We start from the raw sequence: 19,966 nt of genomic DNA, 5'->3' as shown, positions 1-19,966 counted from the left end.
TCCTATCCTTTATTATAGACCCGTACAAGTTCTTTATGATATTTATCCTTGTAGGGATTTAATCCGACTGCCTTCTTCAGGGATTTGATAGCCGCCTTCAGGTTATTTGCCGCGTGGTAACCCTTTCCTAACAGATAATGTGGTTCAGATTTATAAGGGTAGAGATCAACCAGTTTTTTGTATATCCGTATCGCCTCGGCATACTCTCTTTTTTCCATATAAAGATCGCCAAGGCCGATGAGGGTTTCCATATTAGACGGAGCATAGGCGCGGGCAAGGCGCAGATTTTCCAATGCCTCTGCGTAGCGCTTTTGCGCGGTATAGATCCTGCCCAGGACATTATAGGCATCCGCAGACCTCTCCCATATTTTTAATGCCTCTTTGGCCTCGTTTATTGCCTGTTCCTTAAGGCCCAGATAATAAAACATCCAGGCAAATCTTGCGTGCGTAGCGGAGAGGCCCGTCTTTGTAACCGGCCGGTTATTTAAATCAACTTTCAGCCGGCTGATAAGCGCTTTGTTTCGTTCGTTATTTCTTAAGAATATCAGCGCGTCTTCATCAAAATAGACCAGGGCCCAGTCCGGCCTGCGATAGAGGTATGCCATCAGGCCGGATACCGTAGGCAAGTTGTCGCTTAATATGACCGTATTTATCTTGTATCGCTCAAGCAGGTTATTTATCGCCGGCTCATTGATATTAAGTATTTTCTGGTAGTCCTCAAAGAACCCTCCGCCGTATAATTCGGTCCTTCCGTCAATAAAGACCCTTTCCCGCGGGAACAGTTTATAGATAAAATAGGAACCGTGGTTGAAGACGTTGAATATATTTTCCGGCAGGCCTTCTTTCAGGATGAACTCAGCCGCTTTATCAGGGCAGTCCCTTGCGGAGATATAATAATACGGGTTATTATTTAATATGGCCGCGTTCTTTTGCAGCAGCCAGCCGGCTGTAAAGATGATCAGGATATATTTAGATGCAGAGATGGCTTTGCCCGGAATGCCCCGGGAGAATTTAGGGCCTTCCTTTTCCCAAAATGCCCTGATATTATCCACGGTGAATAGGCAGGCCGCGAAGTTGAAGAAGATGACATTCCGGTTGATCCTGAGCGATATGCCCAAAAGCGACAGCCAGATTATAATATAGGCGGGATTAAGTTTTTTATGATTTAGTAAAAATGAGAATAGAGAGATTATGATCAAAGCAAGATACGGCAGGAACGCCCGCGGGCCTAATTGCCAGGTGGGCAGAAGCTCGATTATATGTTTATAAAATATGCCGATCTTTCCTGTGGATCCTAATATTATGGTGAAGGGATACAGCACCCCTTTATAACCGTATGGGGTCAGGAAAGACGCGGCGCAGGCCAGCAGGAAGACCGGCCACAGATGTCGTTTTGTCTTTTCCGCGACGATAAATATCAACAATAAAAGAGGGCCCAATATAAAGAATCCGTGGCAGTTTGCCCAGATAACCTGTATCAGGGGCAGGATGAAGACGATTTTATTATGCGGATGCTTCCTTAATATGTATAGATAAATAGCAAAAAACAGAAGGGAGAAGTTTTCCGGTTTCAGGTTGAACCTTATAAGCGAGGCCAGGAGCGTTATTGTCAGCATGAGTACGCTTAAGACCAAATACTCGCGCTGCTCGTAGGTGCTTAGAAAGAGGAAAAGAAAGGCAAGCAGGACTATGACGGCGCAGAGAGAGGCAACGCTGTTTATTCCCGACAGATGAAATACCGAATAGAAGATCACCTGCACAAGCCAGGAATGGTCGATCCATTCTTTTCCGGATACCGTAGAGGAGAATATGTCTTCTTGCGGCACAGCCCGGTTCTGGACAATATATTCTCCGGTCTTAAGATGCAGCCAGATATCCGGATCGCGCGACTGGATGAGCATATTCAGGTATAAAAGAGCGAAGAGAAAGGCAAGGGCGGCTGCCCCTAACGCGAACTCAGTGTTTTTTATGAACTTAGACCTGTCAGCCATTTTCACTAAGATTATATACCATATTTCTCTTCTTAAAAGTTTTTTATTTATATTAAAATTTTTCTTGCACTCTTATTATATTTATGTTATAGAATATAAACAAGATATGAGAAAGGATATTGTTTATGAGGACGGCCAGCACCGCGGTAAAAATTACCGGCTGGCTTTTTCTTTTTACGGGGAGGTAATCATATGAAGGGCAGGGGCAGTCATGTTTTTCTTTCTTTCGTGATCTTATCAGCAGCTATGTTGTGGGGATGCGACCAGATCCCCTTTTTAAAAAAGCAGGCCGGGGCAGAAAAAAAGACAACAGAAGCGAAGGCGGCTAAGCCCCAGGGTACCATCGCGGCCAAGGTCAACGATTCATTCGTGACCTTGGAGGACTTAAATCAGGAGGTTGCGGGTTACAACAACCTGGTCCCCGCGGACAGGCCAGAGCTTAAGATAGATACGCGGGATAAAAAACTGGATTATCTCAGGAATGAACTGGTTAGAAGGGAGCTTCTCTATCAGGAGGGTATGGCCAGAAACCTTGACGATAACCCCGAGGTAGAGGTGGCGCTGAATAAATTGAAGCAGAACCTCGTGGTCGCCGAGCTGGTCAGGGAAGAGACGGCCAATATAGACGTGACCTCGCAGGAGATAGAGGAGTACTATAACAGGTTCAAAGAGCAGCTGCGCGAGCCCGAGCAGAGGCGTTTCAGGATAATCGTCACGGCGGGGGAAGATGAGGCGAAGCAGGCCTTGATCCAGCTGCTCCAGGGGGTTGATTTCGCGACGGTAGCCAGAAACTCTTCCAAGGACTCTTCAGCCGCGAACGGCGGAGATATAGGGTTTGTGGCCGCGGGCCAGAAATTCAAAGAGTTTGAGGATGTCGCTTTTTCGCCCACGCTTGAGCAGGGCAAGACCAGCAGTATTTTTAAAGGCCCTGACGGCTACTACATTATTAAATTAGAAGAGAAGAAAGGCGGACAGACGCGCTCGCTGGCGCAGATGTGGGATGATATTAAGAACGGCCTGAGGTTCCTCAAGCAGCAACAGAAGATCGAAGAATTGATAGGCGGTCTTTCCAGTAAGTCCAAAATAGAAGTGTACGAAGATAAGGTGGAGTAATATTTATGCCGATCCCCTCCCTTGGCGTTTCCGGTATCAAGAAACATATGCCTCTGGCCATAGCCATAATCGCGGGCGCGCTTGCCGTTTTGCTTATTAATACTTATATAAAGCAAAAAGAAGAGGGGTTAAAGAGTATGGCTCGGGCGCAGAAAGAAGATTACTCTAATGTCGTTGTTGCCGCGCGCGATATTTCCGTCGGCACGGTTTTAGAAGAGAGGGACGTTAAGGTAGAATCGGTTCCCAAGTCAGCCATACAGCCCAGGGCATTAACCCACACGGGAGCCGCGATCGGCAAGATCGCCTCTCTGGATATATCCAGCGGCGAGCATATTCTGAGCAATAAGATCAAACTGCCGGGAGATGAGACTACCCTGGCAATGAAGACACCGGCTGGAAAACGCGCCATAACTTTGATAATAGATAATATTGCCGCGGTAGGCGGAATGATACGGCCGGGTGACTATGTAGATGTGCTGGGAGACGTGCCCATACCTATGCGCGGCCCTGACGGCAACCAGGTCGTCCAGAATACCACAATGACGATGTTCCAGAATATACTTATTTTAGCGGTAGGGGGGCAGACCTCCCGCGGCGAGAGTTCAAGCGCCCAGGCAAACCCGCCTATAACGCTAGCGGTCAGCCCCGAAGAGGCCACGCTGATCTCTTTTGTGCATGAACAGGGAAAGATCCGGCTGTCATTGCGTTCGCCCGCGGACAGTAAGGTTACCAAGGCCCCGCCCGCAAGCTGGGATATGGTCTTACAGCATATCTATCCCGAGTTGATCCAGAAGGCGCAGGAGGCAGCTACGGCTCCGGCGCAGGCAAGGCAAGTGGAGATATATAGAGGGCTTAGCAAGGAAACCGTTTCGCTGACAGGCGGAAAGGGAGAGCAATGAGAAAAGCGCTGTTAGTTCCTATCCTGGTTGGTTTACTGGCACTGTCGCATCCCGCTCCCGCGTCGGCATTGTTTGATATAGGGGAGATAGAAGGCGTTGAAGAGATAATGCTGATGGTGAATGAGGTCAGGCATTTTGAAGCGCAAGAGCCGACACGGGTGGTGATCGGTAATCCCGCTGTGGCGGATGTCGCCGAGGTTACTGAAACAGATATAGTAGTGAACGCTAAGGCGGACGGCACCACCACCTTTGTTTACTGGGATAAATTCGGCGAGCACTCCTTCCGCCTGAAGGTATTCAGCGTGGATCTGGACCAGGTTAACGCGCGGATCAAGCGGGTCCTCGCGGATACGGGTTTTTCCGAAGTTCAGACAAAGATAAACGAGGATGAGAGGAAGGTATTTCTGAGCGGACAGGTAGTGAATGAAGCGGAAAAAGAGAAGCTTGACTACGTATTGGGCGATTTGAAACAATATGTAGTAAACACGGTTATTACCGAGGAGTCAAAGACCTCTATTGAGATAGACGTCCAGATCCTGGAGTTGACTATAGACGACGCCGATAATCTGGGCGTCGGCTGGACGCTCCAGCCGCTTACAACCGTAACGGAAAACCCCTTTGAAGGCATAGCCACAGAGCCGCTCAGCCACAGGGTGGCGGAGGCATTCAGGATCGGCTACCTTACCCGCACAGACGTGACCGCGGCATTGAACATGTATATCAAGCGCGGCAAGGGCAGGGTGCTTTCCCGGCCAAAACTCGTATGTTTAAGCGGTAAAGAGGCGGAGTTCCTTGTCGGCGGAGAGGTGCCCATTGTCACTACCAGCACGCTGGGAGAGAATTTTACCACTAATGTGGAATACAGGGATATAGGTATCTCTTTGAAGATCAAGCCTACTTACACAAAAAGCGAGGCGATCATTACCCAGCTGACAATGGAGGTAAGCGAGATAAATACCGCTAATTCAGTAACGGCAGGCGGTATCAACATACCCGGCTTTGACACGCGCAAGGCGGAGAGCGAACTATATCTTAAGGACGGACAGACCGTATTTCTGGCGGGTTTAATTAAGAATAAAGACAGCGATACCTTGACTAAGTGGCCTGCCCTGGGAGATGTGCCGGTTTTAGGCGCTCTGTTCAGGTCAAAAAGTTTTACCAATAACCAGACGGAGCTGGTGATCACTCTTACCCCTCACGTTATAAAGGAAGAGGACATCGGCAATCTTTCCCTGCGCAAGGGGGGGATGTCCCGGCAGAGGAGCGATGCCTCATTTGAGGCGGATATCGTCTCTCCTTCATATTTTCTGGGCAACGAAAATGTGTACAAATACGTCAAGGCAGTGCAGACCAAGATATCCAGGTCAGTGTATTATCCTAAGGTTGCCCGCGACGCGGGATGGGAAGGGGTAGTGAAATTAAGCCTTCGCATCCTGCGTAACGGCCGGCTCGGGGATATAAAATTAACCGAGTCATCCGGCTACAAGATCATTGATGACGCCTCGATCTCCGTTGCCAAAGCGCAGTCCCCCTATCCTCCGTTTCCGCCCCAGATCCAGGATGGAGAACTCTGGGTTGACGTCCCCATTGTTTATAAAAGACGCTGAAGAATAACTATGCCTTCCGCTAAGACAATCGCGATTTTCTCCACTAAGGGTGGGGTAGGGAAAACCCTTATCGCCGCCAATCTTGCCGTAAGCATAGCAAAAGACCAGGGCAAGAAGGTCGCCCTGCTTGACCTGGATACTCAGGCGCCGGGAGATATGGCGCGCATGCTTAACATAAGCCCGTCGTATAACTTTCTTGACGCGATAGTCGGCCTTAAGAAACAGCCGCCGGTGGCGTCTATAAGGGAGTTTATGCTGAAACTCCCCGATCTGAAAATTGATTTCCTTGCCGCGGTCTCCCGCCCCCGCCAGAGCGTGCACCTTGAGGAAAAATACATAAGCGACGTCTTCGCGATGCTCAATAAGGAATATGACTACGTTATTATGGATGTGGGTAAGGGTTTTTCTGAGATGCTGTTTTATGCCTTTAATCAGTCAAACCTTGTCCTCCTGGTGGTTACCCCCGACATACTTTCCGTGTATCAGACCAAGTGGTCATTGGATGTTCTGCAATCGCTGCACTTCCCCCTGAAAATGGTAAAGCTTCTCCTCAACCGTTCAGAGAGCGTGGGGGGTGTTACCTGGCAGGAGGTAAGGGCAGCGCTTCCCTGTGAGATACTGGCCAAGATCCCCTCGGAAGGCAAGGCAGTGGGTTATTCCGTGAACAGAAGGGTCCCCATCGTAATTGACGCCCCGCGCTCAAAGGTAAGCAATGTGATCAAGGGCCTGGGCAAGGTCCTTGTTGAGAAGGCGGACCTGTACATTGAACACCAGGAGGTGGCGCTGGAGAGGGCAAGAGAATCTGTTTTGGCCAAGGAAGGAGATTTCTGGCGGCGCCTGGGGTTGGCTGAGCCGCTGCGCCTGGCGGAAAGAGTAGAGTCCGAGAGGGACGAAGTCATCATCCTTAAGAAAAGGGTGCACCAGCGTATCATAGAAGAATTGGATCTGAAACGGCTTGATCTGAATACGATCGATCCGAATAAGGTGAGCCAGATAAAGGAGAAGACCGAGAAGGCCGTGTCAAACGCCCTGGCTGCCGAGACCGGAGCATTCCTCTCCAGTTTTGAGGTTAGAAAGCGGCTTATAAAAGAGATCACGGATGAAGCGCTGGGGTTAGGGCCGCTGGAAGACCTTATCAGCGATCCAGACATAACCGACATAATGGTCAATAATAAGGACCAGATCTATATAGAAAGGCGCGGCAGGATAGAATTGACCAGCAAGAGGTTTCTTTCGGACGATCAGGTCCGGCAGATCATTGAGAGGATAATCGCCCCTCTCGGCAGGCATATTGACGAGTCCACTCCCATGGTGGACGCGCGCCTTCCTGACGGCTCCCGCGTGAACGCGATCATCCCGCCGCTTTCCCTTACCGGGCCAATGCTTACCATAAGGAAATTCGGCGTAGAGAGGTTCAATATCAATGATCTGCTGAGGTTCGGCACCTTAAGCGAACAGATGAAGGATTTCTTAAAGATATGCGTGATCGTGCGTAAGAATCTGATAGTGTCCGGCGGAACCGGCTCAGGCAAGACCACGGTTTTGAATGTGCTCTCCGAGTTTATACCGGAGAATGAGAGGATCATAACCATTGAAGACGCGGCAGAGTTGAAGCTTCGCCAGGAGCATTGGGGGCGGCTTGAGTCAAGGCCGCCCAATATAGAAGGCAAGGGCGGCATCAGCATACGGGAGCTTTTCAGGAATACCCTGAGAATGAGGCCTGATAGGGTAATAATAGGCGAATGCCGCGGCCCGGAATCCCTGGATATGCTTCAGGCAATGAACACAGGCCACGACGGTTCGCTTACCACCATACACGCCAATTCCACTCACGATGTCCTTTCCCGGCTTGATTCAATGATACTGATGTCCGGGGCAGAACTGCCTATCCGCGCCATACGCGAAATGATCGCCTCGGCAGTTGATATAATCGTGCATACGGCGCGGCTTTCTGACGGCTCCCGGAAGATCATGCAGATCACCGAGATCACCGGCATGAAGGACGACGTGCATATTGATATGGCGGACATTTTTACATTCAAGCAGACAGGGCTTGATAAGGACGGAAGGATCACCGGCACCTACATCCCCACAGGATATATCCCTTCATTTATAGAGGAAATAAAGTCCCACGGTGTTGAAGTCCCTGATAACCTCTTCAAGCAGTAATGAAAATAATCAACCAGGGTAAGGGCACGGTTCTGGCAGAAAACGCCGCCTTAGCCGATACCCTGGTTTCGCGCATGAAGGGGCTTTTGGGAAAGACGTCCCTTCATCAGGGAGAGGGCCTGGTCATAGCCGCCTGCACCTCCATTCACACCTTTTTTATGAAATTCAGCATTGACGCTGTCTTTACCACAAGGCAGGGCAGGGTTATCAAGGTTTTGCATGATCTCCAGCCCTGGCGCCTTTCTGGCATTTATCTTGGGGCTTATTACTGCATAGAACTTCCTTCCGGAACTGCTCGCCAGACCCGCACTGAAACAGGGGATGTCATTACCTTTCAGTAAACTCTCCTATAATTGTCCAATCTGAATTAACTTGACTTTAGTTAACTCTTGTATTATACTTGATGTGGAGGCATAAATGTCCAATCTGACTTAAAGATTAGATTGGACATTTTTGAGCTGACTAAATGGGCGTTATCTACAAAGTAACTGAAGAGCTCAAACAGAGCATTTCTGATCTTAAGAAGCAAAACCCCGGCCTGAGCGCGAGGAAAATATCCGCTACGCTTTCTCAGAGATTCAATAAGACAATATCAAAGTCCACAGTAAATAATATAATCAAACAATTAAATCTAAGCAGCCCTGTTGGCAGGCGCAGGAAGGGGGCGCCTGTGCCGCCCCTTCCTGAGATAAGGCCAGAGATAAAACCGGAGCCCCCAAAACTCCCTCAAGAAGGCGAATTGAATATGGGCCTATATTTGCTCAAGGCAATTGAAAACACTTTGGGAGGGGTTGATTATATAACGAATTTATTGCAAGAAACCACTGCCGAAAATGCCCCTGGAAACATCAGGGCGCTCGTGGAAACTTTATTGTACATCTCCCTATTTGGTGACGTAAACGATTACGAATCAAATAGTTATATAAAAGAGACGTTTGAGCGCCTTACAGGAGCCGGCATAGATTATGGGGGGTTGGTATCTTATCTTGAACAATTGCAATATAATACAGCAATCAATTTCAGGTTATACAAAGAGCTTATGCCGCGTATCCGAGAGGTGCAGTATTTGAAATTTGTGTTATCAGACGACTCTTCAATATATATTGACGCAAGCGCGAGGACGATCTGGCCTTATGGTAATATCCCGTCAGATTTTTACGCAACATATTACAATACAGAGATTTATATAAAAAATACCTTCATAAACAAGACAGAGCCGTTTGTTATCTTTATCGCCCCCTTAGCGAGCAAGATGCCGCAAGGCCTGCTTGATTTCATCGGCTGCTGTAAGTTCCCCTCGCATCTCTACGTTAAAAACATATCGTTCTTCACCTCTGGCAGAGAGGAGATAAGCAGCGCCTGCGAGATACCGCGCCTTAAAACCGACTTTATAATAGGGCTGCCTGAAGGGCAATACGCCTCCGAAATCGCCTTAGAGGATAAAAAAGAAGGGTCTTTTTTCCGGCCAGGACCCGATCTTGAGGAGATCGTATTGTCGGAAGGGACGGCTCAATTCACGCAACATAAGCTAAATCAATTAGTTACGTTAAGGGCCATTTTCATTAAGAAGGCCTCGCGGGACAGGTATTATCTTGTGTTGCTGACAGATATGGATAAAGAGTCGTTAAGCAAAGAGGACGTTGCCCGGGCGTATTTAAACAAATGGCCTGATTTCAAGGATGCTCTGGATGATTTCAACAAGAGGATCGAGTTTTTCTCATTCGGCCTGAAGAATGTTTTCTCGACGGAGGAAACGCGCAAGCAGGGGGAGAGGGGATACATACCTGAGGCGCTATCCTTTGAGAGCGTGCTTAAGGCCTGGCGCTGGGGCCTGATAAAGTATTGCGCAACACATTTATTGCCAATAGGTTATGATAAGATTGCCTTAAACGATATAACGGAGCGGGTTTTCAAACTACGCGGCAGATCGATCCAACAGGATAAATACAACCTCATCAAATTCCAGCCGCAAGGCCATACCAACGATATTGCCTATCTTTCTAAGCGCGCCAACGAACTAAATAGCGTTGATAAAACCGGCCGCCGTTTCTGGTTCTCACAATAATGTAACCGCTTTCAATTTCAGGCAGTTTTGCGCTTGACATATAGTAGTATATATGGTATATTTTAAGTGCAAGTAGAACGGCAGCGAAAAGGGCAATTCCCGGCGTAAGCCGGGATGCGCAAAGCCACGGTACCTTGACAACATTGTTATCAAGGTAGGCCGGGCTACCGAAAGCCGAAAGGAAATGATGAAAGAAACTTTCGGTTTTTTTATTAGGCACTTAAACAAAACTTTTACAAAGTGCTTAAGAATTAAAAAAGGCCAAGCAACAGTAGAATATTTTTTGATCTTTTGTGCCTTCGCGGTGGTGACCTTTGTGATGTTCGCGGCTTACTTGAAAAGCGAAAGCGCGTTTGGATTGAGAGGTTTTTTCAGCGGCATAGCAGAGTCAATCCGGAGGTAGCGATGGTAAATAGATGGCATAGGGGTCAGGCCTCACTTGAGTATGCTGTCTTAATAATTATTGTGGTCAGCGCGTTTGTGGCTATGCGCGTTTATGTGCAGCGGGCTGTGCAGGCGAATCTGAAGGCATTGGAGAATCAGATCAACGCCGAGCCGCTGAATACCTGACAGGATTTATCCCGGTAATTTTGCCGGGATTTTTTGTTAAAAGAAGGAGGTGAAAGAAATGAAGTTCAACGCGAAGAAGGGCCAGTCAATAATGGAATACGTGATAGTATTCACAGCCATTGTGGCTGCGGTAGTGGTCATCAGCGCTCTTATGAAGAAGCATCTTGAGTTGGGTGTAGCGCATGTTGCGGGAGAAATGCAAGACAAGACCGAGAGCTACAGGGCAACATATACGCCTTTAGAAGGAGAAAGGCCAACAGTAAACGGCACTACATAGTCAGAGTCATTCATTCGCTTAAAGGGGGTGAAAATAAATGTTACTACGGAATAGAAAGGGGCAGAATACCGCGGAATACGCCGTCCTGATAGGGCTGGTAGTAGCTGCCGCGATTGGCATGCAGACATTGGTTAAGAGAAGCATACAAGGGAAGGTGAAAGACGCGGTAGACGCAAGGCCGCATACAGTAAGCACTTTTAGTCTTGCGGGTGTATTGCGGACGACCAATCCCGTAAACAATACGACAACGACAAATACGACCATAAATGCTACGGTGCCTTTTATCGGTGCTGAGAACCTGTTCGCAAGCGGGCATCAGTATGAACCAGAATATCTTCGTTCGGATTTCGTAAGCGCCAGCAGAACGCCTGAACATGAACATGTAGGTCTGGGAGGCGCTGTTTTACGCGCTGAATCCGACACTAAGACAAAGAGAATAGGATACCAGACGCAGGAAAAACCCGGGGCAACAGCTAATCGGACCATTAACGGCACATAGTCAGAGTCATTCATTCGCTTAAAGGGGGTGAAAATAAATGTTACTACGGAATAGAGAGGGGCAGAATACCGCGGAATACGCGGTTCTTATCGGGCTGGTAGTAGCTGCCGCGATCGCCATGCAGACATACGTAAAAAGAGGCCTGCAGGGCAGGATAGAGCAATCTACGCAGCTTCAGCCGACAATAGCCGGAACAGAGACGGGAATAACGCTTACCGATGTTGGCAATACCACAGAATTGAGTTTTCAGACAGGGCAATATGAGCCGTATTATCTTGAATCAAGGTTTGCTACCGGTAGAGCCGACGAGGTAGATACTAAAGTAAAGGAAGGCGGCGAGGTTGAGAGAAATATTAACAGAGAGGAGATAGCGAGAAAGGGGGCGCAGAAATTCCACGCTCCGGTTGACCAATAGTAAGGAGGTGATAGAAGAAATGTTTATTAAAGAGAACAAAGGCCAATCCACGTTGGAATTCGCCATACTTATAGTAGTCATCATCGGCGCCCTCATAGCCATGCAGACGTTCATCAAGCGCGGCTACCAGGGCCGTCTGAGAAGCGCTTCCGATGATATGGGCGAGCAGTATTCACCGGGATACACGCAATCCGATGAGTATAATATAAGTTTTGCGCATAACGAGGAGAGGGTAAAGGCCGACGCTAATAACAAAATAATTTCTATTTCCGAGATAAAGAACCAGCATCAAGACAGGATCAATAAGGAGTCAGTGGCAAAGTCAAATTTTGAATTCTGGGGTGAAGTTCCGGAAGAGATAAACGAAGGTCGGAAACACACGATTACTGGCGGAGAGACACCCGACGCGTTAGAAGGCGTGAGTGCCGCAGATCAGGCAGCCGTGCATAGTGGTAGATATTCAACAGAATTCAATACGAATTTGGCTACTGCAGAGACGTCGCCAATTCCTCAATAGTAAGGAGGTGATAGAAGAAATGTTTATTAAAGAGAACAAAGGCCAATCCACGTTGGAATTCGCCATACTTATAGTAGTCATCATCGGCGCCCTCATAGCCATGCAGACGTTCATCAAGCGCGGCTACCAGGGCCGTCTGAGAAGCGCTTCCGATGATATGGGCGAGCAGTATTCACCGGGCTATACCAAGAGCGCTCATCAGACCGATTCTTACACAGTTAGCAGGGACTGGGTGCAATTGAGTGGTGGAGAATTTGAACGGTCAGGTTCACAGATCGATACGCAGCAGCAGAACCGTAAAGGATGGGAGATCGTTGCCAAGCAAAAACATGAGTTCTGGGGACAGGATCCGGATAGCGACGAAGAGCCGGAGCCGGCAACAACGGATTACGGTGGTTTTGTTTCAGACGAAGACACGATACCTGAGGCCTCGAGCCCAACGAGTAATGTGACCATTGATAGTCATAATCGATGGATACAGGCCGTTAGCAATTAAAGTGTTTTATGGCAGTTTTAACTTCACAGGGAGTGTTCAGCTATGGCCGGAGGTTCTATCAGGAGGACTAAAGCCCAGAGCTTGAGCGAATACGCTATCGTATTCGCTCTTGTGGGGGCAGCGCTTGTGGCTATGCAGACCTATGTCAAGCGCGCGATCCAGGGCGGCATAGCTAACTCGGCTAATAGTATTTTAAAATTAGGCCCCGAGTTTGATATTGAGCGTGACCAGTACGTCCCTGAGCGTGACCTGATGCTGGGTGAGATATCAAGATCGGCCGCAGAGTCGTATAGTTTAAGCAACACTAAAGATACCGAATTCATGGCCGGCAACGAAAAAGATGAGCAATACGGCGTTGACAGTCCGGCTGTAAATGAGGAATTCGCTACCGTGCTGGAGATTGGCCCTTCGGATCATTCCGATCTTCCGGATGGCGCAGAGCCGATAGGCGGAGAAGTAACGTGGACAAAATCTTATGCTGAGGCAACTCAGCCGGTTGAATAAGGAAGGAAAGATGATGCGTAGATCAGGCCAGTCCTCGTTAGAGATATGCGTGCTGGTGATCGTTATTGTCGGCGCCTTGATCGCCATGCAGACCTATGTTAAGCGCGCGATCCAGGGCAGGATGCGGCTTGCCGCGGACGACATAGGCCAGCAGTATTCTCCGGGGAACACTTACTCCGGTATGTATACGTATCTGGAAACCGGCTCGGTGTCTGTATCAAGTATTATTAATCCGCGGAACCAGGCGGATGGTCGCAATAGAAGCACTACAGAGCAGGTTAGCAGCGTAACATTGCGCAAAGGAGATGAGAAGGTGAGGCAATCCAAATATGAGTATTTCGGTAATTAAAAAATCCGGGCAGGCCTTGACAGAGCTGGCGTTATTCGGCACGGCGCTGTTTCTGGTGATAGGGTTTTTTGTTAAATACGGGACGACGCTTAACTATAACCATGGCCTGTCTATGCAGGTATTCAGGCAGTCGTATAAAGAGGCATACGATGCCCGGAATGACGCGAGGACCATAACCTACGCCAGATTCACGCAGCTGCCGGTTCCTGACCCGGGCAACCCCCTGGGTTTGAGCGGATACGCGGAGCGTACGCCTTTTGTGCAGTTCAATTCTGCCGTCTGGACGCAGAAGTTGTTTTACAACATTACCTGGGACAAACAAGAGGACTTGCCCAGGGTAATTTATGATTTCGGCGATAAAAGATACACCTTTACAACCGCGGGGTTCCGGACGATATATGTAAGGGACGGACATTTAGAGTCGCCGGAAGGGACTGTTTTGTCGGCTATGCCCAGGAAGAGAAAAGATATTGACCCCAAAAAGAACGCCGACGGTAAACCGGTGTTCTTTGAGGATAAAGACAACGCCGTGGATTCGCGCGTAAATGTCAGACAGATGCGTTGGGTTGCTGAAAATGGCGACCGCCTTAGAAGCTGGGAGTGGGAAGATGTTGCCGTAGACAAGATTTCTAAAGGCGACAGCCTTGACCTGGACGGCGACGGCGAAGAGGAAAGCGTGTTGAGCGTAGAGAACAGGAGAGAGGGAAGCGGCATGGGCAGCCGCGAGGTGGTTGATTATATAAGGGTTATAGACAGCCAGGAAGGTGAGGTCTGGCAAGATTCCAAAAATGAGCCGGAAAGATATAATTCTTATTGGATACAAAGGAATATAAACAGCGGTTCATTTATATTAAAACATGAAACGCTTGCCTTGGTAAATAACCTGGTAAAGATAAACGGGAAAGAACATTTTATCTATCCCCTTGGGCTTCATAATATATCCCCGGACACATTTACAGAGAATCCAAGCATAGATATAGCTGAAACCAATACCGGAGAAGGCGATTTTTCCAACGTTAAAGCATTTATTGTTTTGGTAAGCGATTATCAGGCGGCTGTCATCGCCGATCCAGAGTACCTCAGCCACTTGATGATTTTCTTTCAAGTGCTTTGGGCAACTAATAATGTTACCCCCAGTAATCTGGACTTAAAGTTGAGAGAGGCGAGAAACAATGCCAACGATAATATAGAGGGCAATGAGGGTTTTGGATTACTTGTGTTTACGGAGAAACGTTATGATAAAGATAAGGGATGGGCAACAGGGCATAAGGTTGAAGGTCCGTGGTAAAGGTACGGGGCAGGTAACCATAGAATCAACGGTTGCCTTTATCGCCTTTGTGGTTCTGCTTTTGGGGACGTTCAATATCCTGCTCTGGTTTAGCAATAATTTCAAATACAGGCATACCGACTATCAGTCGGGCAGGATTTTTAACATGACGACAGTAGAGAACGAGAAAAGAGATGATGAAGAATTAGGGAGAGGTACAAGGCGCCAGAGATTATACCCCTGGTCAACAGGATTTTATACAGCAAAGCCGCTTTATGTTTTTGACCGGGAAAATCCCGCGTTACACAGGGATTAAGGATCATAAAGATGGAAGGTGAGATAAAATGATGCTCTGCGGCAAAAGAAAGAAGATGGGCCAGATCGCCACGCTGATAACGCTTTTATTGGCGGCGCTGATACTGTTTGCTGCCGTGGCGATCAATATAGGCCACCTTTCACAGAGGAAGCTTTCCGTAGAGCAGGCGGCAGACGCCGCGTCATTTAATTTAGCCAATAACCTGGGCAGTTTTGCCCATTATCTTTCTCATAAATTTATAGGCGACAGAGACCATAAGTGCAAGTTCAACTGGGGCTTCTTCTTTTCAATAGTGGCTGCGGCCTTTCTCATGGCTGTTGGATTCGGCGGCTTTTTAGGTTTAACAGGCGCGGCGCTTACCGGCGCCCAGGTAGGAGCGGTTTTAGCGACCATAGGAGTCGCGGCACAGGCAATTCTGATCGAGCCGGCAATGGTCCGGGCTGTAAACCGGCAGTTTGCCAAGATGACCGAGCAGATGAAATTCAGGGAAGGGGCGATACAGACCGCCCTGTTCAAGATAGTTGATGACCCGGTTAAGGTGGCTGATGAGTTTGACCTGGATGAGGACGGCGAGGTGGGCTGTTATTATTATGACGCTCCTAATCCCGGCCAAGAGCCGGTATGCAGAGAGCGCCGCCGCGATATCAGGGAGAAACCCCTTGGTATTAAAGGCGATAAGATCGGCCGGTTTTCCAGATGGTATGTGGAGCGGCTGAAGAACGTGGACGGCTATAATAAGGATTTAGAGGCCAAGATCGCGCAATTTAAGCTTAAGATGAAGGCGTTTTGGGACGCTGAGCAGAAATTCATGCAGAATTCCTTCAGGATAGAACTGGAGCGGGATGAAGACGGGCAATATCAGGTCCTGTATGAAGAGGAGTGGCCTGATATTGCTGGAGAGGCGGCGGATGAAGCAAATATCAAACGTCTTCTTGCCAAATTATTTGTGTTAAGAAATTTCCGCATAAGCGATCACCTGGAATTCTATGGTTATGACAGGTCCGGCGGCAAGTATTCATATCAGAATATAAGTTCCAGCATCTATAGAAGCGATTTGATAGAAACATTTAACGATACGGATATAAAACTTAACGAATTATTGCGCGTGTTGTTCAGGGACCACGCCGATACAATTACTGTCAGCAGCAGTGATATTTGGCGGTATATGCAAGAGCTGGCAAGAGATATCAACGCGCCTGTCTGGAGCTGGCAGTGGGGCAGCTCCAGAGGCAGCTATACTTATTATCATTCCTACGACTTTAATATTACTCTACCGGCAAATAATCTGGTTCTTACGGGAGAAACCCTTCCGTTTTATGTGCCCGGTAACGCGACGGAAGAGCGCGCCTTCAGCGAACTTTATCCCGACGCGGGGATAGTTACACGAGATCTAGTTGAGCAGGCCGGGCTTGAGTGGGACAGCATTTCCAGAAAATTGACAGAAAACGGTTGGGCTGAGCAGGTAAGCCAGACAGAAGTGCGTTTAAATATAGGTTTAGACCTGGAACAGGGCGCGATGTCGGCGGTGTTCGGCAGCGATCTTTCGGCAATCCTGTCTGTTTTGCGAGCGCAGCTTATCGATGAGGACGAGACAGCGACCTGGATAGATTTTGATGCAAAATACCGCTCTGACAGCGGCAGCGAATACAATAAGGTTGACCAGGTTGATTTGTTAAAATGGGGTGCCGAGGCATTTGAGGACTATATGCAGTCATTCTTTGGCGGCGCATATATACCGGCCGGCTACGGCTACAGGTATTTCTGGGGTTATCAATATGTTAATGGCCGTCTCCAGAGGGATTACCGGCCTGTCCAGGGGCAGATGACGATCAGCGATAAGGACCTGCTGGCGACTTTTGGAATGTGGCAGAGCCAATTGTATGATTTGCTTGATATTCCCGAAGGCCTGGCGGAAGGTGAAATCGCACGGCTTGAACCCGAAATAGGAACTAGATATAAGCCGCTTGCCGGCCACCCTAACCAAAGCTCAGCAGAGATTAATTATGACAACTGGTATGACGAGATAAGCTGGGTTCCTGATAACTGGTGCACCGGAGAGGGCGAATTGCTTGAAGGTGAGACACCGGTTGTTGAGAAAGGGTGGCTGCAGTCATTAGAGGCATGGGAGTTGAAGTTAACAGGAATAAGGGACGCGATGAGGGATGCATTGCCTGATTCAATCCAAAATCAAAATTACTATGGGATTTTCAGGTATGGGAACTGGGACGCGGACAAGGTGATCAAAGAGGCAATAATAGATGAGATCAACGAAGAAATATACGATAAAGACGTTGACCCCGCATCCGACAGGCCTTCAAGGTTGCAGCAGGGGCAGGATGGAAGTATGACCGCTTTTATAAAGGCGATCCAGCAGTTCAGGGATGATATTGAGTTGTTCAACGGTGAGGTAGAGGCGTTGCAGGATAAATGGAATCTTACTCCCAACGCCCTGTATGCCTGGGATGACAAAGCGGGCATACACGTTATAAACGTCACCGTGTATCCGTTCAAGGTGCCGTATCTGCAGGCGAAGAAGAAATGGGGCGGATTAAAGAGGTGCGTCTATCTCAGGAATAAAGAAGGCAAGGTATCGGTTGAAGTGCAGAGGTTTGATGAGCCGAAGAACGCCATAGGTTTCTGGAATTCCAGATACGGCGACGCTGTTGACTTGGGGCGGATAACCCCGGATAACAGGTTAAGCGAAATAGAGGCGCTGCGGCTTTTAGGCAAGGGCATAAGGTCGCGCTCATACGCCTATCATTACTGGCGGGCGAACGACCTGGCAAGAATGGTGGACGCGAACTATGAAAAACCAAGGTATCAGTGCGATTGAGTATTGCGTGTTGGTGATCGTGATGGTCGCGGCGGTCATGACCATGCAGGTCTACCTTAAGCGCGCTATGCAGGGAAGGTGGCGGACTGCCGCAGACGCGATCGGTTTCGGCTGGCAGTATGAAGTGACAACCGACCCTGGGGCCTCTGAACCGATCAGCAGCGAAGTTCTAAGTGGGTTATATGGCAACGCTGTAAACGTAGACGGGCCGGATGAAGCATCTTCGGAACTAATGCATAGCAACAAATTTACAGAGGTTGAGGATTACGACAGGTTGCACGGAGAATACGTAAGCGCGACACAACCGGAAGACGGACAAGAGGAGCAGGAATGATCAAATTCGCCATATTTATCCTGAGTTTTGGTTCGGTGGGGCTGCTTATTAATGAGTGCATACCGCTGGCAGTAGAGCTGTATGAAAGGCAGCGCCAGAGGCGCATGGAACAATACGCGCCTAAGCTTGACAGGATGTTTTTGAACCTGCCCATTAACAAGATCATGGTCCTTGATGTATTAATACCCGTTGTCCTGGCGTTCGGGGCGTATTTGGTTTTCCGTAATATACTCGCTGCCGCTGCTGCGGGTTTCATCGGGCTCATAGTGCCTACTTTGGTTATAAAGCAGATGGAGAGGATACGCAGGCAAATGTTCTCCCAGCAGCTGGTTGACGCCTTGATGATCCTTTCGGGCTCCCTTAAGGCGGGCCTGAGCTTGCTTCAGGCATTTGAGGCATTAGTTGAAGAGATGCCCGCGCCCGTATCTCAGGAGTTCGGGCTGGTGGTGAGGGAGAACCGCGTGGGTATGCCGCTTGAGCAGTCCTTGAACAATCTTAAGAAGAGGATGCCGATCGATGAGCTTGATCTGATCAATACGGCGATACTTGTGGCCAGGGAATCCGGCGGAGACCTTACCGACACGTTTTCTGAGTTGGTGACTACCATAAGGGAAAGGAACAAGCTTATAGGCAAGGTCAACGCGCTCTGCATCCAGGGGAAGCTCCAAGGCACGATCATGGGTATTCTGCCGATCGCCTTCGGGTTCTTTGTCTATACCATGAACAACGCCTTTTTTGAGGTAATGCTTAACGACCAGATGGGGCAGATGCTTTTAGGCGGGGGCGCCGCGCTTTATATAATAGGTATATTTTTAATTATGAAGTTCAGCAAGGTAGAGGTGTGAGATGGGCATATTATTGATATCCGCGTACTGCCTTATTTTTACGGCGATAGTCCTTCTCGCCTTTGAGCTGTCGTCTCCTTTTACCAAAAGAGAAGAGGCGTATCTTTCCGAGGATGAACAGGAAAGCCTGGATATCGCCGCTCTTGAATCCGAAAAAAGGGAGAGGAACCCTTTGCGCAAATTTCTTGACGCGTTCCTGCCTGTTGTCAGGCCGTTAAGCAAGCGCCTTAAATTAAAGGGGTTGGAGAGGAAACTGCTTATGGCGGGATATCCTTTAAATCCTTTGGAGTTCCTTAGCTTCAAGTTTGTCTCAACCGCGTTAGCAGGCATTGTTGTTTCCATAATATTTTTTAACCGGCCGCTGTATATAGCGGCGGGCTTGGCGATCGGGTTTATTCTTCCTGACCTCTGGTTAAGGAGCCGGGTGCAAAAGAGGCAAAGGTCCATATCACGAGACCTGCCTTTTGTCATTGACCTGCTCTACCTGTGCGTCGGCGCCGGCCTTGATTTTATGCTCGCGGTGGGCAGGGTCATCAGGGATTTTAAGAAATGCCCTCTAACTGAAGAGCTGGCGATGATGTATAGAGAGACGCAGGTGGGCCGCACAAGGAGGGAGGCGCTGAAGAACCTTTCTTACAGGGTCAACATGGTAGAGATGTCGTCTTTCACAAGGACGCTGCTTCAGGCGGACAGGATGGGTTCTCCTATGGGAGAGGCGCTGAAGATACAGTCGGAAGAGATGCGCATACGGCGTTTTCAGAACGGGGAAGAGATGGCCCTGAAGGCGCCGATCAAATTGCTGTTTCCCTTGTTGTTTTGCATTCTGCCGATGGTTTTGATCATGGTGGCCGGGCCGATATTGTTGCAATTTATGCGGGGAGGGACGTTCGGATTTTAGGA

The 19,966-nt window shown here is 48.7% G+C and carries 21 protein-coding genes and 1 riboswitch; of the genes, 20 read left to right on the top strand and 1 reads right to left on the bottom strand.

The window, feature by feature from the left end:
* Positions 1–2 precede the first annotated feature (2 nt).
* Complete coding sequence (locus PHR44_08185; GenBank protein ID MDD4910635.1) at positions 3–1,991, bottom strand: tetratricopeptide repeat protein; 1,989 nt, start codon at positions 1,989–1,991, stop codon at positions 3–5.
* Between the two features lie 192 nt (positions 1,992–2,183).
* On the opposite strand from PHR44_08185, the gene PHR44_08180 reads away from it, so the two are divergent.
* From PHR44_08180 to PHR44_08085, 20 genes are all read left to right on the top strand, one after another.
* The gene (locus tag PHR44_08180; protein MDD4910634.1) at positions 2,184–3,104 is read left to right on the top strand and encodes a peptidyl-prolyl cis-trans isomerase; all 921 of its coding nucleotides are present in this window, start codon (positions 2,184–2,186) and stop codon (positions 3,102–3,104) included.
* 5 nt (positions 3,105–3,109) lie between these two features.
* Positions 3,110–4,003: a Flp pilus assembly protein CpaB gene (gene cpaB / locus PHR44_08175; protein ID MDD4910633.1), complete on the top strand. Its 894-nt coding sequence runs from the start codon at positions 3,110–3,112 to the stop codon at positions 4,001–4,003.
* The gene (locus tag PHR44_08170; GenBank protein ID MDD4910632.1) at positions 4,000–5,610 is read left to right on the top strand and encodes a TonB family protein; all 1,611 of its coding nucleotides are present in this window, start codon (positions 4,000–4,002) and stop codon (positions 5,608–5,610) included. The genes cpaB and PHR44_08170 overlap by 4 nt, the downstream gene beginning before the upstream one ends.
* A 9-nt stretch (positions 5,611–5,619) precedes the next feature.
* On the top strand, positions 5,620–7,779 hold the full coding sequence (locus PHR44_08165) for an ATPase, T2SS/T4P/T4SS family (GenBank protein ID MDD4910631.1): 2,160 nt from the start codon (positions 5,620–5,622) through the stop codon (positions 7,777–7,779).
* Positions 7,779–8,120 carry a DUF192 domain-containing protein gene (locus PHR44_08160; protein ID MDD4910630.1) on the top strand — a complete coding sequence of 114 codons (342 nt, stop codon included), beginning with the start codon at positions 7,779–7,781 and terminating at the stop codon, positions 8,118–8,120. The genes PHR44_08165 and PHR44_08160 overlap by 1 nt, the downstream gene beginning before the upstream one ends.
* A gap of 125 nt (positions 8,121–8,245) precedes the next feature.
* On the top strand, positions 8,246–9,844 hold the full coding sequence (locus tag PHR44_08155; GenBank protein MDD4910629.1) for a helix-turn-helix domain-containing protein: 1,599 nt from the start codon (positions 8,246–8,248) through the stop codon (positions 9,842–9,844).
* A gap of 81 nt (positions 9,845–9,925) precedes the next feature.
* Positions 9,926–10,016, top strand: a riboswitch (cyclic di-GMP riboswitch).
* A 233-nt stretch (positions 10,017–10,249) separates the two neighbouring features.
* On the top strand, positions 10,250–10,414 hold the full coding sequence (locus PHR44_08150) for a hypothetical protein (protein MDD4910628.1): 165 nt from the start codon (positions 10,250–10,252) through the stop codon (positions 10,412–10,414).
* 58 nt (positions 10,415–10,472) lie between these two features.
* The gene (locus tag PHR44_08145) at positions 10,473–10,691 is read left to right on the top strand and encodes a hypothetical protein (protein ID MDD4910627.1); all 219 of its coding nucleotides are present in this window, start codon (positions 10,473–10,475) and stop codon (positions 10,689–10,691) included.
* Between the two features lie 37 nt (positions 10,692–10,728).
* Positions 10,729–11,190: a hypothetical protein gene (locus PHR44_08140; protein ID MDD4910626.1), complete on the top strand. Its 462-nt coding sequence runs from the start codon at positions 10,729–10,731 to the stop codon at positions 11,188–11,190.
* A gap of 37 nt (positions 11,191–11,227) precedes the next feature.
* Positions 11,228–11,605: a hypothetical protein gene (locus PHR44_08135; GenBank protein ID MDD4910625.1), complete on the top strand. Its 378-nt coding sequence runs from the start codon at positions 11,228–11,230 to the stop codon at positions 11,603–11,605.
* A 19-nt stretch (positions 11,606–11,624) separates the two neighbouring features.
* Positions 11,625–12,122 (top strand): hypothetical protein, encoded by a 498-nt coding sequence (locus PHR44_08130; GenBank protein MDD4910624.1) that lies wholly within the window; start codon positions 11,625–11,627, stop codon positions 12,120–12,122.
* A gap of 19 nt (positions 12,123–12,141) precedes the next feature.
* Positions 12,142–12,618, top strand: a complete 477-nt coding sequence (locus PHR44_08125; protein MDD4910623.1) for a hypothetical protein — start codon at positions 12,142–12,144, stop codon at positions 12,616–12,618.
* 42 nt (positions 12,619–12,660) lie between these two features.
* Positions 12,661–13,122, top strand: a complete 462-nt coding sequence (locus tag PHR44_08120) for a hypothetical protein (GenBank protein ID MDD4910622.1) — start codon at positions 12,661–12,663, stop codon at positions 13,120–13,122.
* A 10-nt stretch (positions 13,123–13,132) separates the two neighbouring features.
* Positions 13,133–13,471 (top strand): hypothetical protein, encoded by a 339-nt coding sequence (locus PHR44_08115; protein MDD4910621.1) that lies wholly within the window; start codon positions 13,133–13,135, stop codon positions 13,469–13,471.
* Complete coding sequence (locus PHR44_08110) at positions 13,452–14,759, top strand: hypothetical protein (protein ID MDD4910620.1); 1,308 nt, start codon at positions 13,452–13,454, stop codon at positions 14,757–14,759. Before PHR44_08115 ends, PHR44_08110 begins: the two co-directional genes overlap by 20 nt.
* Complete coding sequence (locus PHR44_08105) at positions 14,707–15,054, top strand: hypothetical protein (protein MDD4910619.1); 348 nt, start codon at positions 14,707–14,709, stop codon at positions 15,052–15,054. The genes PHR44_08110 and PHR44_08105 overlap by 53 nt, the downstream gene beginning before the upstream one ends.
* A 28-nt stretch (positions 15,055–15,082) precedes the next feature.
* Complete coding sequence (locus PHR44_08100) at positions 15,083–17,887, top strand: hypothetical protein (GenBank protein ID MDD4910618.1); 2,805 nt, start codon at positions 15,083–15,085, stop codon at positions 17,885–17,887.
* A complete protein-coding gene (locus tag PHR44_08095; protein ID MDD4910617.1) occupies positions 17,859–18,221 on the top strand; it encodes a hypothetical protein in 363 nt (120 codons plus the stop codon). Before PHR44_08100 ends, PHR44_08095 begins: the two co-directional genes overlap by 29 nt.
* Entirely contained in the window at positions 18,218–19,066 is an 849-nt protein-coding gene (locus PHR44_08090) for a type II secretion system F family protein (protein ID MDD4910616.1), read from the top strand. The genes PHR44_08095 and PHR44_08090 overlap by 4 nt, the downstream gene beginning before the upstream one ends.
* 1 nt (position 19,067) lies before the next feature.
* Complete coding sequence (locus PHR44_08085; GenBank protein ID MDD4910615.1) at positions 19,068–19,964, top strand: type II secretion system F family protein; 897 nt, start codon at positions 19,068–19,070, stop codon at positions 19,962–19,964.
* The last annotated feature ends 2 nt before the right edge of the window (positions 19,965–19,966 follow it).

The organism is Candidatus Omnitrophota bacterium, from assembly GCA_028707125.1.
Lineage (GTDB): Bacteria > Omnitrophota > Gorgyraeia > Gygaellales > JAQTUX01 > JAQTUX01.
Note: the sequence above shows the minus strand (reverse complement) of the source record. Positions and strands in the feature narration are given on the sequence as shown.

What these genes read in the sequence shown, in the direction of transcription:
- PHR44_08185 (MDD4910635.1), bottom strand. Translation starts at nt 1,991, where the DNA reads ATGGCTGACAGGTCTAAGTTCATAAAAAACACTGAGTTCGCGTTAGGG.
- PHR44_08180 (MDD4910634.1), top strand. Translation starts at nt 2,184, where the DNA reads ATGAAGGGCAGGGGCAGTCATGTTTTTCTTTCTTTCGTGATCTTATCA.
- cpaB (MDD4910633.1), top strand. Translation starts at nt 3,110, where the DNA reads ATGCCGATCCCCTCCCTTGGCGTTTCCGGTATCAAGAAACATATGCCT.
- PHR44_08170 (MDD4910632.1), top strand. Translation starts at nt 4,000, where the DNA reads ATGAGAAAAGCGCTGTTAGTTCCTATCCTGGTTGGTTTACTGGCACTG.
- PHR44_08165 (MDD4910631.1), top strand. Translation starts at nt 5,620, where the DNA reads ATGCCTTCCGCTAAGACAATCGCGATTTTCTCCACTAAGGGTGGGGTA.
- PHR44_08160 (MDD4910630.1), top strand. Translation starts at nt 7,779, where the DNA reads ATGAAAATAATCAACCAGGGTAAGGGCACGGTTCTGGCAGAAAACGCC.
- PHR44_08155 (MDD4910629.1), top strand. Translation starts at nt 8,246, where the DNA reads ATGGGCGTTATCTACAAAGTAACTGAAGAGCTCAAACAGAGCATTTCT.
- PHR44_08150 (MDD4910628.1), top strand. Translation starts at nt 10,250, where the DNA reads ATGGTAAATAGATGGCATAGGGGTCAGGCCTCACTTGAGTATGCTGTC.
- PHR44_08145 (MDD4910627.1), top strand. Translation starts at nt 10,473, where the DNA reads ATGAAGTTCAACGCGAAGAAGGGCCAGTCAATAATGGAATACGTGATA.
- PHR44_08140 (MDD4910626.1), top strand. Translation starts at nt 10,729, where the DNA reads ATGTTACTACGGAATAGAAAGGGGCAGAATACCGCGGAATACGCCGTC.
- PHR44_08135 (MDD4910625.1), top strand. Translation starts at nt 11,228, where the DNA reads ATGTTACTACGGAATAGAGAGGGGCAGAATACCGCGGAATACGCGGTT.
- PHR44_08130 (MDD4910624.1), top strand. Translation starts at nt 11,625, where the DNA reads ATGTTTATTAAAGAGAACAAAGGCCAATCCACGTTGGAATTCGCCATA.
- PHR44_08125 (MDD4910623.1), top strand. Translation starts at nt 12,142, where the DNA reads ATGTTTATTAAAGAGAACAAAGGCCAATCCACGTTGGAATTCGCCATA.
- PHR44_08120 (MDD4910622.1), top strand. Translation starts at nt 12,661, where the DNA reads ATGGCCGGAGGTTCTATCAGGAGGACTAAAGCCCAGAGCTTGAGCGAA.
- PHR44_08115 (MDD4910621.1), top strand. Translation starts at nt 13,133, where the DNA reads ATGATGCGTAGATCAGGCCAGTCCTCGTTAGAGATATGCGTGCTGGTG.
- PHR44_08110 (MDD4910620.1), top strand. Translation starts at nt 13,452, where the DNA reads ATGAGTATTTCGGTAATTAAAAAATCCGGGCAGGCCTTGACAGAGCTG.
- PHR44_08105 (MDD4910619.1), top strand. Translation starts at nt 14,707, where the DNA reads ATGATAAAGATAAGGGATGGGCAACAGGGCATAAGGTTGAAGGTCCGT.
- PHR44_08100 (MDD4910618.1), top strand. Translation starts at nt 15,083, where the DNA reads ATGATGCTCTGCGGCAAAAGAAAGAAGATGGGCCAGATCGCCACGCTG.
- PHR44_08095 (MDD4910617.1), top strand. Translation starts at nt 17,859, where the DNA reads ATGAAAAACCAAGGTATCAGTGCGATTGAGTATTGCGTGTTGGTGATC.
- PHR44_08090 (MDD4910616.1), top strand. Translation starts at nt 18,218, where the DNA reads ATGATCAAATTCGCCATATTTATCCTGAGTTTTGGTTCGGTGGGGCTG.
- PHR44_08085 (MDD4910615.1), top strand. Translation starts at nt 19,068, where the DNA reads ATGGGCATATTATTGATATCCGCGTACTGCCTTATTTTTACGGCGATA.